Below are 14,108 nucleotides of genomic sequence, written 5' to 3' on the forward strand. Positions count from 1 at the left end.
AAGACCACACAGGTTTATCGCGCCGCTCAAGGCGGAACCTTCACAGTTGCGGGTTGTTTCTCTCCCGAAGGGCAGCGACAACAGGCCCGCCGGGCTGAGGAGGGATTGAGATGTCACTCGGAACGATCATTCTTATTATTCTGGTCATCGCGCTGCTTGGCGGCTTCAGCGGCATCGGCGGCGGACCGTTCTATGGCACCGGCTATTACGGCGGCGGCGGCCTCGGCCTGGTGATCGTGATCCTGCTGATCCTGCTGCTGCTCGGACGCCTGTAGCCCGCGCGGATGTTCGTACTTTCCGCATTAACAACTGTCATCACCCGCGAAAGCTTTCGCGGGCGATCCAGTATTCCAGAGACGTCAGCGATTGAACCGATAGGCCGCGGCGTACTGGATACCCCGCCTTCGCGGGGTATGACGAGGAGAAAGCGCTTACTGTGCCGCGAGCTTTTTCATCGCCGCCTTGATCGACGATGCCGCATCCTCATAGCCGTCCCAGGCCTTGGTCTTGGCCAGCAGCGCCGGCACCGATCGCACCGTGTATTTCTTCGGATCGAGATCGCCGCGCACCTGCGGCCAGGTCAGCGGCATCGACACCGTCGCGCCCGGGCGCGCCCGCGGCGACAGCACCGCGACCGCTGTCGAGAGCCGGTCGTTGCGCAGATAGTCGAGGAAGATCTTTCCGGTGCGCTTGGCCTTCGACATGTTGATCAGATAGCGCTCGGGATCATCCTGTTCCATCCACTGACAGATGGCTTGCGCGAACGCCTTGGCCTCCTTCCACGTCACCTTGTCCCTTGCGCCTGACAGCAGCGGCGCCACGACATGAAGCCCCTTGCCGCCGGTGGTCTTGCAGAAGCCTTCGAGGCCGACCGCAGTGAGCCGTTGGCGCATGTCCTTGGCGGCCTCGATCACGTCGGAGAACGTGACGTCGGGCGCGGGATCGAGATCGAACACCAGCCGGCCCGGCGTGTCATAGGCATCGGGCGCGCAATTCCACGGATGCAGTTCGAGGCCGCCGAGTTGCGCGACGGCCGCCAGACCTTCGATCTGGTCGATCTGGAGATAGGGTTTACGGTCGCCGGAGACCTTGGCGAGCTTCAGGAGTTTCGACGTGCCGGCCATGGCATGGCGCTGGAAGAAGGTCTCACCCTTGATGCCGTCGGGCGCGCGCACGATCGAGCACGGCCGGCCCTTGAGATAGGAGATCATCCATTCGCCGACCGCCTCGAAATAATTGGCGAGGTCGAGCTTGGTCACCGGCTCGCCGTCGCCGGCGTCTGGCCACAGCGCCTTGTCGGGATGGGAGATGGCGACGCCCATCACCTCGGATTTTCCGGACGACTTTCCGGACGACTTTCCCTTGGCCATCGGCTTCACCACTTTGGTTACGACCGGCCGCTCGGCCTCCACCTCATGCGCCGGCTTGTCCTGGCGCAGGCCCTTGAACGCGGCCTGGCGGACATTGCCGGCATCGGTCCAGCCGGCGAACTCGATCTCGGCGACCAGATCCGGCTTCAGCCAATGCACGTCGCGGGTCTTCTTCGGCGCGTCCTTGCCGCCGAACGGGCTCGTGTCCGACTCTGCCGCCTTCAGCTCCGGCATGATGCGGCGGACGGTGTCCTGGCCGAAGCCGGTGCCGATGATGCCGACAAAGGCCAGATGATCACCGCGATAGACCCCCGCCATCAGCGAGCGGAATTTGCCGTTGGTGGTCTTCCAGCCGCCGAGCACCACCTCATGGCCGGCGCGGATTTTTGCCTTGGTCCAGTCGTCGGAGCGGCCGGAGCGATAGGCGCGATCGAGCTTCTTGGAGACGATGCCTTCCAGCCCGAGCTTGCGCGCCGAATCCAGCACGGCGTCGCCGCGCTGCTCGAAATGCTCGACATAGCGGATCAGCGGGTTCTTGCCCTTGCGCGCCGCGAGCAGCGCTTGCAGCCGCGCCTTGCGCTCGGTGAGCGGCAGCGGGCGCAGATCCTCGTTGCCTGCAAACAGCAGATCGAACGCGTAGAAGATCAGCCGGTCGGTTTTGCCGTCGGAGAGCGCCGCCTGCAATGTCGAAAAATGCGGCGTGCCGTTCTCGTCGAGCGCAACGATCTCGCCATCGATCAGGGCATCCGGCAGCTTCTCCGCCTCCTTCACGATGGCGCCGAACTTGTCGGACCAGTCGAGCCCCTTGCGGGTCTTCAGCACGGCCTCGCCGCTCTCGACGCGGAGCTGCACGCGATAGCCGTCGAACTTGATCTCGTGGCACCAGCCCGTGCCATTGGGCGGGCTCTCGACCGCGGCGCAGAGCTGCGGCGAGACGAAGTCAGGCATCTCAGCCACCTGTGTCGGATTCGCCTTCACGCGCTGCTTCAGTTGCGCTTTGGGCGCCGGCGCCTTGGTCTTCGCGCGCGCGTCGGCGGCCATGCCGTGATTGGACTGCCAGACCGCATCCGCTTTGGCCTTGCCGTTGCCCTTCGCCAGCATGAACGGCTTCGGCGCCCGGCCCTTGCCGGAAGCGATCTGGTCCATCGAACGCCCCGATGCGACCGAGCGGTCCTCGTCGAGGATCGCTTCGCCGTTACCGTCGACGGCATATTCATCGCGGTGCTTGATCAGGAGCCAGTTGGTACGCTTGCCGCCGAAGCGGTCGTTCTTCATCCGCACCAGCACCCAGCTGCCGTGCAGCTTGTCGCCATGCAGCGTGAACTTCAAATCGCCCTTCTTGAAGCCGCGCTCGGGATCCTCCGATTCCCAGGTGCCGCGATCCCACAGCTGCACGGTGCCGCCGCCATATTGGCCCTCGGGAATGGTGCCTTCGAAATCGCCATAGTCGAGCGGATGATCCTCGACCTCGACCGCGAGCCGCTTGTCATGCGGATCGAGCGAGGGCCCGCGCGTCACCGCCCAAGACTTGAAGACGCCGTCGAACTCCAGCCTGAAATCATAATGCAGCCGCGTCGCGTCATGCTTCTGGATCACGAAGCGCCGCTGCGTAGCCGGTGCGACCTTGACGTCGCCCGACGGCTCGTTGGTCTTCTCGAAGTCGCGCTTCTTGCGATAGGTGGTGAGGTTTCTCAGCGGCACGTAGGAGCCTCGGCGCAAACGGCGGCCGCCGCCTTCGTGCGGCCTTCAGGAACCAAAACCTACGGTATCCGTTCAAGTTCCAAACTCAAGCTGTTTGGAGGCGATCATGGCCGCTCCCCGCGCCTACTGGAAAGGCACGCTTAAACTTTCGTTGGTGTCATGCCCGGTGGCGCTCTACCCGGCCTCGACCACGGTCGAGAAGACCCGCTTCCATATGATCAACCGGGAGACCGGCAACCGGCTGAAGCAGCAGATGGTCGATAGCGAGACCGGCGACGTCGTCGAGGGCGACCAGAAGGGTCGCGGCTACGAGGTCAGCAAGGGCAAATATGTTGAAATCGAGAAGGACGAGCTCGAGGCGGTCCAGATCGAAAGCAACCACACCATCGATATCGATAGTTTCGTGCCCGAGGGTGAGATCGACAAGCGCTATCTCGACAACCCCTATTACATCAGGCCCGACGGCAAGGCCGGAGTCGACGCCTTCGCGGTGATCCGCGACGCCATGAAGGACCAGGACCGCGTCGCACTGGCGCGGATCGTGCTGACCAACCGCGAGCACGTGATCGCGATCGAGCCGCTCGACAAGGGCATGCTCGGCACCACCTTGCGCTACCCCTATGAGCTGCGCGACGCCGACGATTATTTCGACGACATCAGGAGCCCGAAGGTCACCAGGGACATGATCGAGCTCGCAGGTCACATCCTCGACAGCAAGGCCGCGCATTTCGACCCGTCGAAATTCAAGGACGAGTACGAGACCGCGCTGAAGGCGCTGGTCCGCCGCAAGGCCGCCGGCAAGCCGATCAAGGCCGCCGCGCGCGAGGAGAAGCCGAGCAATGTGGTGAACCTGATGGACGCGCTGCAGCAGAGCCTGAAGGGCGGCAAGAGCGGCGCACGGCGATCCGGCGCCACCGCGCGGCGCCCGACATCGCACCGCCGTGCGGCAAAGAAGGCGCACCGGTCGAGCGCGCGGCGTCGGAAGGCGGGTTGAGGCTCTCTCCACGTCATTGCGAGGAACGAAGCGACGAAGCAATCCATCTTTCCGCATACGTAGAGAGATGGATTGCTTCGCTTCGCTCGCAATGACGGCAGGATACTTTGACGCCTTACTTCTTCTTCGAGCTCTTCCGCTTCTTGGCCGTCTTACGTGTCTTCTTCGCCGTCTTCTTGGACGCCTTCTTCGGCACCTTGCGGCCCTTGGCGCGGGCCTCGGACAGGCCGATCGCGATCGCCTGCTTGCGGCTCTTCACCTTCTTCTTGGAGCGGCCGCTGCGCAGCGTCCCGGCCTTGCGCTTCTTCATCACACGCTCGACATCGCTTGATGCCTTCCGCGAGTATTTCCTTGCCATGGCTTCTCTCCCGGTAACGGAAAACAAGCCACGATCGCAGCGAAAGTTCCGTCTGCGTCGTTGCCCGGCTATTGCAAAGGCCAGCACGAGCGTAGCCCGCATGAGCGGAGCGACATGCGGGAGACACCCGGATATCGCTCCGCTCATCCGGGCTACAGGCTACGTACTTAATCCGCCGCGCGCAGCCGATAGCCGATGCCGGTCTCGGTCAGCACGAATTGCGGGCGCTCGGGATCGGCCTCGATCTTCTGGCGGAGCTGGCGCACATAGACCCGCAGATATTGCGCGTCGGTCAATTCGTCCCACAATTCCTTCAGCAGGAATCGGTGCGTCAGCACCTTGCCGGCGTGCTGCACCAGCACGCGCAGCAAGTCGTATTCCTTCGGCGACAGCTTGATGTCTCTGTCGCCGACCTTGACGATCCGGCGCACCAGGTCGACCGACAGATCGCCGGAGCGGAACACCGGCCGCTCGCCCTGCACCTGCAGCTGGTGGCGCAGCGCCGCGCGCAGCCGCGCCAGCAATTCGTCCATGCCGAACGGCTTGGTCAGATAGTCGTCGGCGCCGAGGTCGAGCGCCTGCACCTTGCCGGCCTCGTCGCCGCGGCTCGACAGCACCACGATCGGAACGCTCTCGTTGCGGCCACGGATCATGCGCAGGAGGTCGTGGCCCTGGATATCGGGCAGGCCGAGATCGAGGATGATCAGCGCCGGCCCCTCGCCCAGCATCTCCAGCGCGTTCTTGCCGTTGGATGCCTCGAGGATCTCGTAGCCCTGCGTGCTCAGCCCCATCCGCAGCAGCTTGCGGATCGGCGGCTCGTCGTCGATGACCAGGACCTTGATCGGCGTCGCGTTCATGCAGCAGTGTCCAGCGCGTTGGTGTCGGCGGGGATCGGCAGGCGGATGGTGATGACGGCGCCGCTGCGGTCGGAGCGGTTGGCCGCCGCGATGGTGCCGCGCATCGCCTCGACGAAGCCGCGTGAAATCGCCAGCCCGAGCCCGGTGCCGGGGCGGACATGGTCGCCCTTCTCGGCGCGATAGAATTTGTCGAACACGCTTTCGAGCTCGGCGGGGGGAATGCCGTTGCCTTCGTCCAGGATCTGCAATGCGATGGTGTCGCGGTCGCGCGCACCGCGGATCGAGATCGTGGTGTCCGAGGGGGCGTATTTGGCGGCGTTGTCGAGCAGATTGAACAGCACCTGCTCGAACAGCACGGCGTCGAGCTCGAGCATCGGCAGATCGGCCGCGAGCTCCAGCGACACCCGGTGATGCACCAGGATCTTGGCGGCGCGGCGCAGCGCGCTGCCGACGATCTCGCCGACATCGTGCCGCGCGGTGTTGGGCACGATCGCGCCGGATTCCAGCTTGGTCATGTCGAGCAGATTGGCGATGAACCGGTTCAGCCGCTCCGACTCGTCGATCACGGTGGCGAGCAGATCGTGCTTCTGGGCGTCGCTGAGGTTGGCGCCGAGATCGCGCAGCGCCGAGGCCGAACCAAGAACCGAGGCGAGCGGCGTCTTGAGGTCGTGCGAGATCGAGGTCAGCAGCGCGCCGCGCAGCCGGTCGGATTCCACGGTGCGCTTGACCCGGTCCATGTCCTCGACCAGCAGCACGCGCTCGATCGCCAGCGCCCCCTGATCGACCAGCGCGTCGAGCAGCCGGCGCTGGTCCGGCGTCAGCAGCGGCCCGGTGCGGTCGTCGTCGATGCCGATCACCCCGATCGGGCCACGGCCGGTGCGCATCGGCAGGAACAGCCGCTTGCCGCCCGGCAGCGTGTCGGAGCCGCGGCCGGCCGGGCGATCGTTGCCCCAGGCCCAGTTGGCGGCGGCGAGATCGGCCTGGTCGAGCTGGTCCTCCGGCGGATAGCCGCTCTTGACCGTCAGCATGCCGTCTTCCGGCAGCAGCAGCACCACGCGGACCTTGAGCATCAGCGCGATCTGGTAGGCGGTCGCCCACAGCACGTCGTCGAGCGTCGCGGTGCCGGCGAGCTTGCGGCTGAAGGCGTAGAGCGACTCGGTGGTGCGGACGCGGCCGATCGCGGTGTCGGCCTGGATCCGCACCCGCGCCGCGACGTTGGAGACCAACAGCGCGATCAGCATGAAGAAGAAGAACGCCGCGACATTGGTCGGGTCGGTGATCGTGAACGTATAGACCGGCGGCAGGAAGAAGAAATTGTAGCTCAGCGACGCCGCAACGCTCGCGAGCAGCGATGGCCACAGGCCGTAACGCACCGCGGCGCCAACCACAGCGGTGATGAAGACGAGGTCGACATTCTCGATGCCGAAGACCGGCTGGATCAGCTTGGCCGCACCGAGCCCCAATCCGACCAGCAGCAGCGACATCAGATAGGGCCGCGGATTGAACGGCTCCTGCCGCTGGGCGGTCTGCACCGCCGCCTTGCCGACCGGCAGCTCGTCGCCCGCGATCACGTTGACGCTGATATTGCCGGCGCGGCGCACCAGGTCGTGCACGACGGAGCCGTGCGTCAGCTCGAACCAGCGCGAGCGCGTCGACTTGCCGATGATGATCTGGGTGACGTTGTTGGCCTGGGCGAAATTGATGACATCGTCGGCGATGCGGCGGCCGACGCCGGGAAGCGTCAGCGCCTCGCCGCCGAGCGATTCCGCAAGCCGCATGGTGTCGGCCAGCCGGTCGCGCTGCTCGTCGCTCAGTTGCAGGCTGCGCCGCGTCTCGATGCTGACCGCGGTCCATTGCGCATGCAGACGGTCGGCCAGGCGCTTGGTGTAGCGCACCAGACCTGCCGCGCGCGGATCCTCGCTCAGGCAGACCAGAATGCGCTCGCCGGCGGCCCAGGGGCCCTGGATCGCATTGGCCTGCATGTGATTGAGCAGTTGCTCGTCGACCCGCTCGGCGGTGCGGCGCAGTGCCAGCTCGCGTAGCGCGGTCAGATTGCCGGGCGAGAAATAATGCTCCAGTGCCCGCTCGGCCTGCTTCGGCACATAGACCTTGCCCTCCTTCAGCCGCTGGATCAGGTCGTCGGGCGTGAGGTCGATCAGCTCGATGGCGTCCGCGCGATCGACCACCGAGTCGGGCACGGTCTCGCGCACCCGCACATGGGTGATCTGCGCGACGACATCGTTGAGGCTCTCGATGTGCTGGATGTTGATCGCGGTATAGACGTCGATGCCGTGCGACAGCAGCTCCTCGACGTCGAGATAGCGCTTGGGGTGCCGGCTGCCCGGCGCGTTGGTGTGGGCGAGCTCGTCGACCAGCGCGAGCTGCGGCCGCCGCGCGATCACGGCATCGAGGTCCATCTCCTCCAGCGTCTGGTCGCGATAGCCCAGCCGCTTCCGAGGTATCACCTCAAGGCCTTTCAGCAGCGCCTCGGTTTCCACCCGCCCGTGGGTTTCGACGACGCCGACCACGACGTCGACGCCCGCCTTGAGGCGGGCGTGGGCGCTCGAGAGCATCTCGTAGGTCTTGCCGACGCCGGGCGCGGCGCCGATGAAGATCTTCAGCCGCCCCGAGCGATCGGTCTCCCGGCGCGCCGCCTCGAGCAGCGCATCCGGCGAGGGTCGTTTATGGGGATCGCGCTGATTGGCCATACCGCAATATAGTCATCCTGCGGGAGCGAGCCTACTCCCCTATTTCGCCTTGGCCGCGTCGAGCGCCAGGTTGAGCGCAAGAACGTTAACGCGGGGCTCACCGATCACGCCGGCGAAGCGGCCTTGCGTGTTCTGCGTCACCAGCTCGCGCACCGCGTCCTCGGACATGCTGCGCGCCTTGGCCACCCGCGGCACCTGGAACAGCGCGGCGTCCGGCGAGATGTCCGGATCGAGCCCGCTGCCCGAGGTGGTGACGAGATCGACCGGCACAGAAGCGGTCGGGTTCTCCGCCTTCAGCTTCTCGACGTCGTCCTTGATGCGGTCGTTCAACGCCTTGCTGGTCGGGCCGAGGTTGGAGCCGCCGGAATTGGCCGCGTTGTAGGGCGCCGGAACAGTTTTGGTGGAGTCGTTCGGATCGGGCGCCACCGTCGCCGACGGCCGGCCGTGGAAGTATTTATCCTCCTTGAACTCCTGCCCGATCAGGGCAGAGCCGATCACCTTGCCGTCCTTCTCGATCAGGCTGCCCTGCGCCTGCCGCGGGAAGATGACGCCGGCAATGCCGGTGATGGCGAGCGGATAGGCAAGGCCGGTGATCGCGGTCAGAAGGACCAGCACGAGGATGGCGGGACGGATTTCTCTGAGCATGATGTTGTCTCCGAATTTTGCTTCGTCATTGCGAGGAGCGAAGCGACGAAGCAATCCACATTTTCTTCGCGGACAGATGGATTGCTTCGCTTCGCTCGCAATGATGTTCCTTTGTTAGGCCAGGCCCAGGGCGGCGACGATGAGGTCGATCGCCTTGATGCCGATGAACGGGATGATGATGCCGCCGAGACCGTAGATCATCAGGTTGCGGCTGAGCAGCGCGCCGGCCCCGACCGCGCGATACTTGACGCCCTTCAGCGCCAGCGGGATCAGCGCGATGATGATCAGCGCGTTGAAGATGATCGCCGACAGGATCGCGCTTTGCGGGCTCGCCAGGTGCATCACGTTCAGCACCTGGAGCTGCGGATAGAACGCGAGGAACATCGCCGGGATGATCGCAAAATACTTGGCGACGTCGTTGGCGATCGAGAAGGTGGTCAGCGCGCCGCGGGTCATCAACAGCTGCTTGCCGATCTCGACCACCTCGATCAGCTTGGTCGGGTTGGAGTCGAGGTCGACCATGTTGCCGGCCTCGCGGGCAGCCTGGGTTCCGGTGTTCATGGCGACGCCGACATCGGCCTGCGCCAGCGCCGGCGCGTCGTTGGTGCCGTCGCCGCACATCGCGACCAGCTTGCCCTTGGACTGCTCATCGCGGATCAGCTTGAGCTTGTCCTCGGGCGTTGCCTGCGCCAGGAAGTCGTCGACGCCGGCCTCGGCCGCGATCGCGGCCGCGGTCATCGGGTTGTCGCCGGTGATCATCACGGTGCGGATGCCCATGCGGCGCAATTCGGCAAAGCGCTCGCGGATGCCGCCCTTGACGATGTCCTTGAGGTGGACGACGCCGAGCAGCTTGCCGTCCTTGGCCACCGCCAGCGGCGTGCCGCCGGCCTTGGCGATCTCGTCGGAGATGGCCTGGACCTCGCGCGCTTCCGCGCTCATCGTCGCCGCGACCGCGCGGACCGTGTTGCCTGAGGCGACTGTACGCGGCGAACCGCCATCGACATAGGCGAGGATGGCGTCCACCGCGCCCTTGCGGACCGACATTGCGCCGGCGTCGATGCCGCTCATGCGGGTCTGCGCGGTGAACGGCACGAAGGTCGCGGCAAGCTCATGCATGTCGCGGCCGCGGATGCCGTATTTCTCCTTGGCGAGCACCACGATCGAGCGGCCCTCCGGGGTTTCGTCGGCGAGCGAGGCAAGCTGCGCCGCATCGGCGAGATCCTGCTCGGAGACGCCGCGGATCGGCCGGAACGCGGTCGCCTGGCGGTTGCCGAGCGTGATGGTGCCGGTCTTGTCCAGCAGCAGCGTATCGACGTCGCCGGCGGCTTCCACCGCACGGCCGGACATCGCCAGCACGTTGAAGCGCACCAGGCGGTCCATGCCGGCAATGCCGATCGCCGACAACAGCGCGCCGATCGTGGTCGGGATCAGCGTGACGAACAGCGCCACCAGCACCACAACCGAGATCGAGCCTCCGGCATAGGCCGCATAGCTCGGGATCGTCACGGTCGCGAACACGAAGATGATGGTGAGGCCCGCGAGCAGGATGTTGAGCGCGATCTCGTTCGGCGTCTTCTGGCGCTCGGCGCCCTCGACCAGCTTGATCATGCGGTCGATGAAGGTCGAGCCTTGGGCCGCGGTGATGCGGACGCGGATCCAGTCCGACAGCACCTGGGTGCCGCCGGTAACCGCCGAACGGTCGCCGCCGGACTCGCGGATCACAGGCGCGGATTCACCGGTGATGGCAGCCTCATTGACCGAGGCAACGCCTTCGATCACCTCGCCGTCGGACGGGATGTTGTCGCCGGCCTCGACCAGCACGACGTCGCCGACCTTCAGCGAGGTGCCGGGCACCATGCGGTAGGTCCGGTCGGTGCCGGTCAAGAGCTTGGCCTGGCTCTCGGTGCGGGTCTTTTTCAGCGACTCCGCCTGCGCCTTGCCGCGGCCTTCGGCGACGGCCTCGGCGAAGTTGGCGAACAGCACCGTGAACCAGAGCCAGAGGATGATCTGGAAGGTGAAGCCGATATTGGCGCTGCCGGTGACGAGGTCGCGGACGAAGATCACGGTGGTCAGCGCCGCCACGACCTCGACCACGAACATCACGGGGTTCTTCATCATCAGCCGTGGATCGAGCTTGACGAAGGCCGACTTGATCGCGGGCACCAGGATCTTCGGGTCGAGCATGGTCGACGCCGTCACCTGCTTCTGCAGTCTTGTGGTTTCCATGGATGTCACTCCGGACATATCAGATCAGAACAGGGTGTTGGCGTTCATGGCGAGGTGCTCGACGATCGGCCCGAGCGCCAGCGCCGGGAAGAAGGTGAGACCGCCGATGATCAGGATCACGCCGATGACGAGGCCGACGAACAGGCCGCCGGTGGTCGGGAAGGTGCCCGCCGAGGCCGGGATCGACTTCTTCTCGACCAGCGAACCTGCAATGGCCATCGCCGGCACGATCATGAAGAAGCGGCCGACGAACATCGCGGACGCCAGTGTCAGGTTGTAGAACAGCGTGTTGCCGGTGAGGCCCGCGAAGGCCGAGCCGTTGTTGCCGGTCGCCGAGGTGAAGGCATAGAGCACCTCGGTAAAGCCGTGCGGGCCGGCATTGGCCATCGAGGCCACCGCCGACGGCAGCACCACGCCGACCGCGGTCCAGCCGAGATACATCAGCGGCAGCACCAGGATCGCGAGCATCGCCATCTTGACCTCGCGGGCCTCGATCTTCTTGCCGACATATTCAGGTGTGCGGCCGACCATCAGGCCGGCGACGAAGATCGCCAGCACGACGAACAGCAGCATGCCGTAGAAGCCGGCGCCGACGCCGCCGATGATGACCTCGCCGAGCTGCATGTTGATCAGCGGGATCATGCCGCCGAGCGCGGTGAAGCTGTCATGCATGGCGTTGACCGCGCCGCAGGACGCCGCGGTGGTGATCACGGCGAACAGCGAGGACGCCACGATGCCGAAGCGGACCTCCTTGCCCTCCATGTTGCCGCCGGTCAGGCCGTATGCCTGCAGCAGCGAGGTTCCGTTGGCTTCCGCCCAGTAGGTGACGACAACGCCGGCGACGAACAGCACGCCCATCACGGCGAAGATCGCCCAGCCCTGACGTTCATTGCCGACCATGCGGCCGAACACGTTGGTCATCGCAGCACCCAGCGCGAAGATCGAGATCATCTGCACCAGGTTCGACAGCGCGGTCGGGTTCTCGAACGGATGCGCGGCATTGGCATTGAAGAAGCCGCCGCCGTTGGTGCCGAGCATCTTGATCGCAACCTGCGAGGCCACCGGACCGAGCGCGATGGTCTGCTTGCCGCCCTCCAGCGTGGTGGCATCGACATAGGCCCCGAGCGTCTGCGGCATGCCCTGCCAGACCAGGAACAGCGCATAGACGATGCAGATCGGCAGCAGCACGTAAAGCGTGCAGCGCGTCACGTCGACCCAGAAATTGCCGACCGTGCGCATCGACGAACGGGTGAAGCCGCGGATCAGCGCCATCGCGAGCGCGATGCCGGTCGCCGCCGACAGGAAGTTCTGGTGGGTCAGGCCCAGCATCTGGACCAGATAGGACAGCGTGCTTTCGCCGCCGTAGTTCTGCCAGTTGGTGTTGGTGATGAAGGAGATCGCGGTGTTGAACGAGAGATCCTCCGCCACGGCGGACTGTCCCGCCGGGTTGAACGGCAACACCGCCTGCAGCCGCATCAGGCCATAGATCAGGGCGAAGCCGCCGACATGGAACAGCAGCATGGCGACCGTGTAGGTCAGCCAGTGCTGCTCGCGCCGCTCGTCGACGCCGCCGACCCAGTAGATGCCGCGCTCGAGAGGGCGCAGCACGGGCGAGAGGAAGGTGCGCTCGCCGTTGAACACGCGGGTCATGTACCAGCCGAGCGGTTTGACCAGCGCGGCAACGATCGCGCAGAACAGAATAATTTGAATCCAGCCGATGACGGTCATCGCGTCAAACCTTTCGAATGGGTGCGAAGCGCAGCAGCGACGCGAACATGCCGAGCAACAGCCCGGTCAGCACCGCGTCGGCGAGGAGAATGGTGCAAAGCGCTGACATCGCGGCCGCCTAGAAGCGTTCGGGCCGCAGCAGCGCATAGGTGAGGTAGAACAGCAGGCCGAGCGAGACGAGGCCGGCGAGCGAGTAATCAAAGATCATCGCCGCCTCCCCTTACAGCCGTTCGCAGGCGTAAGCGTAGCCGATGCCCGCCGCGAAGAAGCCGATCGCGAGCGCCGCCATGAGAATGTCCATCATGAGAGACTCCTATGCGTCCGAGGGTGCGGGCGACCGTATAGGCGCTCCGCACCGGATCGCCGTGAGGTGCCATCCGGGGCATAGGTTTTCGAGAGGTGGGGAATATGGACGTTATAGGAATTGTATAAGTGCCACTGGCGATCCCTTACCCTCCCCTGGAGGGGGAGGGTCGGTTCGCATGCAGCGAAGCGGAATGCGAGCCGGGGTGGGGTGATCTCTCCACACGGGCACCGTTGGACGAGGAGGGACCGTCACCCCGCTTCGCATCGCTAACGCGATGTGAAGCGACCCTCCCCCTCCAGGGGAGGGTGAGAAAGGGTCAGTTCCGTCTTTATGGAATCCCTATATCTCGGCCCCTTCCCTTATCTCGCTTTCCAACGGCCATCAGGGCCATTTTGAAAGGTGCGGCCAATGTGTTGGGCCGCGCGTGAAACGAGATGACGCGATGTCTGTACTTTCCGAACACACCTCGACCGACCTCGGCGAACGGCTGCGCGACGCCTACGCTGTCACTGCCGAGTTCATGGCCGATATCATCAGCCAGACCTGCCGCCGCTTTCCTTCGGCCGGGCAGAGCTGCAAGACCTCGCGGGTCGAGCGCCTGATCCAGTCCTGCGCCTGGACCGATGCGGCGATCGCGCTGCTCGATCTCGAGCTGCCGCAATGGCAGGTCCGCCGCCTGGTCTATGACGAGGGCGAATGGCACTGCGCGCTGTCGCGCGAACGCGAGCTGCCGGACTGGCTCGACCAGTCGATCGAGACCCACCACACGGATCTTGCGCTCGCGATCCTCAGCGCCTTCGTCGAGGCGCAGAAGATCGCTGCGCCTGAAAGCCGCGGCAGCGTGCCTACCGTCCGCCGCGAACCGCGCTCGCTCTACGAGCCGCTGTTCGTCGACAACATCAGTTGATGGCGGCGCTGTCGTGAACACCGAACAATTGCCGCGGCAGCTGCAATCGGTCCAGGTCATGGTCCGGTTCGGCTTCCGTCTTGCCATCATGATCGGCTTTGCTGCGTTCGCCGGCGCAGGCTTCGGCAAGGGCCTGGTCACGCTGCTGGCGATGTCAGCCGTGATCTGCGCCTTCGCCGGGATTGCCAAGCGCGAAATGCCGCTGGCCGCAAACCTCAATCACTGGGACGAGATGACCGCTTATGTCGCGCTGTGCGCGCTCGGCACCGGCATCGTCCAGGGTCTCTGAGCCATCCCCGAAAATCCT

General features: G+C 65.2%; 12 protein-coding genes. 4 read left to right on the forward strand and 8 right to left on the reverse strand.

Annotated elements, in window-relative coordinates:
• The first annotated feature begins 110 nt into the window (after window positions 1-110).
• The gene (locus tag BI327_RS34200) at window positions 111-275 is read left to right on the forward strand and encodes a DUF3309 family protein (RefSeq protein ID WP_076865768.1); all 165 of its coding nucleotides are present in this window, start codon (window positions 111-113) and stop codon (window positions 273-275) included.
• Window positions 276-431: 156 nt separating this feature from the next.
• Here the strand turns inward: BI327_RS34200 and ligD are convergent, their stop codons facing one another.
• On the reverse strand, window positions 432-3,071 hold the full coding sequence (gene ligD, locus BI327_RS34205) for a DNA ligase D (RefSeq protein ID WP_076865769.1): 2,640 nt from the start codon (window positions 3,069-3,071) through the stop codon (window positions 432-434).
• A 106-nt stretch (window positions 3,072-3,177) separates the two neighbouring features.
• Between ligD and ku the strand changes: the two genes are divergently transcribed.
• A complete protein-coding gene (gene ku / locus BI327_RS34210; protein WP_076865901.1) occupies window positions 3,178-4,065 on the forward strand; it encodes a non-homologous end joining protein Ku in 888 nt (295 codons plus the stop codon).
• 115 nt (window positions 4,066-4,180) lie between these two features.
• Here ku and BI327_RS34215 read toward each other — a convergent pair whose 3' ends face one another.
• The 7 genes from BI327_RS34215 to BI327_RS34245 all read right to left on the reverse strand — a co-directional run bounded on the left by BI327_RS34215 (window position 4,181) and on the right by BI327_RS34245 (window position 12,795).
• Window positions 4,181-4,423, reverse strand: coding sequence for a DUF6496 domain-containing protein (locus BI327_RS34215; RefSeq protein ID WP_076865770.1), 243 nt, complete (start codon window positions 4,421-4,423; stop codon window positions 4,181-4,183).
• Window positions 4,424-4,590: 167 nt separating this feature from the next.
• Window positions 4,591-5,280, reverse strand: a complete 690-nt coding sequence (locus BI327_RS34220) for a response regulator (protein ID WP_076865771.1) — start codon at window positions 5,278-5,280, stop codon at window positions 4,591-4,593.
• Window positions 5,277-7,988 (reverse strand): sensor histidine kinase, encoded by a 2,712-nt coding sequence (locus BI327_RS34225; RefSeq protein ID WP_076865772.1) that lies wholly within the window; start codon window positions 7,986-7,988, stop codon window positions 5,277-5,279. Before BI327_RS34225 ends, BI327_RS34220 begins: the two co-directional genes overlap by 4 nt.
• A 39-nt stretch (window positions 7,989-8,027) precedes the next feature.
• Window positions 8,028-8,633, reverse strand: coding sequence for a K(+)-transporting ATPase subunit C (locus tag BI327_RS34230; RefSeq protein WP_076865773.1), 606 nt, complete (start codon window positions 8,631-8,633; stop codon window positions 8,028-8,030).
• Window positions 8,634-8,747: 114 nt separating this feature from the next.
• Window positions 8,748-10,859, reverse strand: coding sequence for a potassium-transporting ATPase subunit KdpB (gene kdpB / locus BI327_RS34235; RefSeq protein ID WP_076865774.1), 2,112 nt, complete (start codon window positions 10,857-10,859; stop codon window positions 8,748-8,750).
• A gap of 24 nt (window positions 10,860-10,883) precedes the next feature.
• Window positions 10,884-12,587, reverse strand: coding sequence for a potassium-transporting ATPase subunit KdpA (gene kdpA, locus BI327_RS34240; protein ID WP_076865775.1), 1,704 nt, complete (start codon window positions 12,585-12,587; stop codon window positions 10,884-10,886).
• 118 nt (window positions 12,588-12,705) lie between these two features.
• Window positions 12,706-12,795 carry a K(+)-transporting ATPase subunit F gene (locus BI327_RS34245; protein ID WP_016846764.1) on the reverse strand — a complete coding sequence of 30 codons (90 nt, stop codon included), beginning with the start codon at window positions 12,793-12,795 and terminating at the stop codon, window positions 12,706-12,708.
• Window positions 12,796-13,336: 541 nt separating this feature from the next.
• On the opposite strand from BI327_RS34245, the gene BI327_RS34250 reads away from it, so the two are divergent.
• Both BI327_RS34250 and BI327_RS34255 read left to right on the forward strand, forming a co-directional pair.
• Window positions 13,337-13,801 (forward strand): hypothetical protein, encoded by a 465-nt coding sequence (locus BI327_RS34250; protein WP_076865776.1) that lies wholly within the window; start codon window positions 13,337-13,339, stop codon window positions 13,799-13,801.
• A gap of 13 nt (window positions 13,802-13,814) precedes the next feature.
• Window positions 13,815-14,090, forward strand: a complete 276-nt coding sequence (locus tag BI327_RS34255) for a hypothetical protein (protein WP_083742312.1) — start codon at window positions 13,815-13,817, stop codon at window positions 14,088-14,090.
• Window positions 14,091-14,108: the final 18 nt, after the last annotated feature.

Origin of the sequence: Bradyrhizobium mercantei, from assembly GCF_001982635.1 — a bacterium.
In the GTDB taxonomy this organism is placed as follows: domain Bacteria; phylum Pseudomonadota; class Alphaproteobacteria; order Rhizobiales; family Xanthobacteraceae; genus Bradyrhizobium; species Bradyrhizobium mercantei.

What these genes read in the sequence shown, in the direction of transcription:
- BI327_RS34200 (WP_076865768.1), top strand. Translation starts at nt 111, where the DNA reads ATGTCACTCGGAACGATCATTCTTATTATTCTGGTCATCGCGCTGCTT.
- ku (WP_076865901.1), top strand. Translation starts at nt 3,178, where the DNA reads ATGGCCGCTCCCCGCGCCTACTGGAAAGGCACGCTTAAACTTTCGTTG.
- BI327_RS34215 (WP_076865770.1), bottom strand. Translation starts at nt 4,423, where the DNA reads ATGGCAAGGAAATACTCGCGGAAGGCATCAAGCGATGTCGAGCGTGTG.
- BI327_RS34220 (WP_076865771.1), bottom strand. Translation starts at nt 5,280, where the DNA reads ATGAACGCGACGCCGATCAAGGTCCTGGTCATCGACGACGAGCCGCCG.
- BI327_RS34225 (WP_076865772.1), bottom strand. Translation starts at nt 7,988, where the DNA reads ATGGCCAATCAGCGCGATCCCCATAAACGACCCTCGCCGGATGCGCTG.
- BI327_RS34230 (WP_076865773.1), bottom strand. Translation starts at nt 8,633, where the DNA reads ATGCTCAGAGAAATCCGTCCCGCCATCCTCGTGCTGGTCCTTCTGACC.
- kdpB (WP_076865774.1), bottom strand. Translation starts at nt 10,859, where the DNA reads ATGGAAACCACAAGACTGCAGAAGCAGGTGACGGCGTCGACCATGCTC.
- kdpA (WP_076865775.1), bottom strand. Translation starts at nt 12,587, where the DNA reads ATGACCGTCATCGGCTGGATTCAAATTATTCTGTTCTGCGCGATCGTT.
- BI327_RS34245 (WP_016846764.1), bottom strand. Translation starts at nt 12,795, where the DNA reads ATGATCTTTGATTACTCGCTCGCCGGCCTCGTCTCGCTCGGCCTGCTG.
- BI327_RS34250 (WP_076865776.1), top strand. Translation starts at nt 13,337, where the DNA reads ATGTCTGTACTTTCCGAACACACCTCGACCGACCTCGGCGAACGGCTG.